Annotated in this window: 2 protein-coding genes; both read left to right on the top strand. The window is 77.2% G+C overall.

The window, feature by feature from the left end; genetic code table 11:
- On the top strand, window positions 1-685 hold a 685-nt coding region (locus VR44_RS36070), incomplete at its 5' end, for an SDR family oxidoreductase (RefSeq protein ID WP_045951881.1).
- Window positions 686-790: 105 nt separating this feature from the next.
- On the top strand, window positions 791-1,503 hold a 713-nt coding region (locus VR44_RS36065; protein ID WP_045951880.1), incomplete at its 3' end, for an SDR family oxidoreductase.

The raw sequence follows: 1,503 nt of genomic DNA, 5'->3' as shown, positions 1-1,503 counted from the left end.
CCCCCGCCGCCCGCCGGACCGGCCGGTGGAGGAGGGCGGGCGGGAGGCGGCCTTCACCGCCGTGGACCTGCGCGACCCGGCCGCCGTCGGGGAGTTCCTCGACGGGGTCGCGGGACGGTACGGGCGGCTCGACTGCCTGGTGAACAACGCCGGCGGGACCCCGTACCGGCTGCTGGGGGAGGGCGGTCCGGAGCGGCACGCACGGGTGGTCGCCCTCAACCTGGTGGCACCGCTGACGGCCTCGCTGGCCGCGTACCCGTGGCTGCGCGCGAGCCGTGGCTCGGTGGTGATGATCGGCAGCGTCAGCGGGACCCGCCCCTCGCCGGGCACCGCCGCCTACGGGGCGGCGAAGGCGGGGCTGGAGAACCTGGCCCGCTCGATGGCCGTGGAATGGGCCCCCGAGGTACGGGTCAACTCCCTCGTCCTCGGCATGGTCCGCACCGAACTGGCCCACCTGCACTACGGGGACGGGGCGGGCGTCGCGGCGGTCGCCGCCACCGTCCCGCTGGGCCGGCTGGCGGAACCGGCGGACGTGGGGGAGGCGGCGGTGTTCCTGGCCTCGGACCGCGCGGCGTACGTGAGCGGCGCCAGCCTGCTGGTGCACGGGGGCGGCGAACGCCCGGCGTTCCTCGCGGCGGCGACGGCCAACCAGGGGGAGGCCGGCGGGGTGACGCGGGCGGAGTGACGGGCCGGCCGGACGGTGACCGACGGGGACGCCGGGCGGGTGGCGGGATGCGGGACCGGTGGCCGGAACGGCCGGCGGATGCGGATCGGAGTGAGGAGAACCTGCATGGGCATCGCGGACGGACGAGTGGTCATCGTGACGGGCGCCGGCAGGGGGCTGGGCCGGGCCCACGCCCTGGCCTTCGCGGCGGAGGGGGCGCGGGTCGTCGTCAACGACCTCGGGGTCGGACTCGACGGCCTCCCCGGCCCGGGCAGCCCGGCCACGCGGGTGGTGGAGGAGATCCGGGCCCTGGGCGGGGAGGCGGTGGCACACGGAGGGGACGTCGCCACGGGCGAGGGGGCGCGGTCGCTGGTGGCCTGCGCCCTGGACGCCTTCGGGCGGCTGGACACCCTGGTCAACAACGCCGGCTTTCTCCGGGACCGGATGCTGGTCAACCTCGGGGAGGACGACTGGGACGCGGTCATGCGGGTCCACCTCAAGGGCCACTTCCTGCCGCTGCGGGCGGCGGCCGCGTGGTGGCGGGCCGAGGCCAAGGCCGGCCGGCCGGTGGCGGCCCGGGTCGTCAACACCTCGTCCGGGGCCGGGCTGCTGGGCTCCGTGGGGCAGGGCAACTACAGCGCGGCCAAGGCGGGGATCCTCGGGCTGACGCTGGTGGCGGCGGCCGAGATGGGCCGGTACGGGGTCCAGGTCAACGCGGTCGCTCCGGCGGCGCGGACCCGGATGACCGAGGAGACCTTCGCGGCGACGATGGCCGCCCCGGCGGCGGGGGCCTTCGACGCGATGGCGCCGGAGAACGTGTCCCCCCTGGTGGTGTGGCT

Origin of the sequence: Streptomyces katrae (assembly GCF_000966975.1) — a bacterium.
GTDB lineage: Bacteria > Actinomycetota > Actinomycetes > Streptomycetales > Streptomycetaceae > Streptomyces > Streptomyces katrae.
This window is presented reverse-complemented; position numbering and strand designations above follow the sequence as displayed.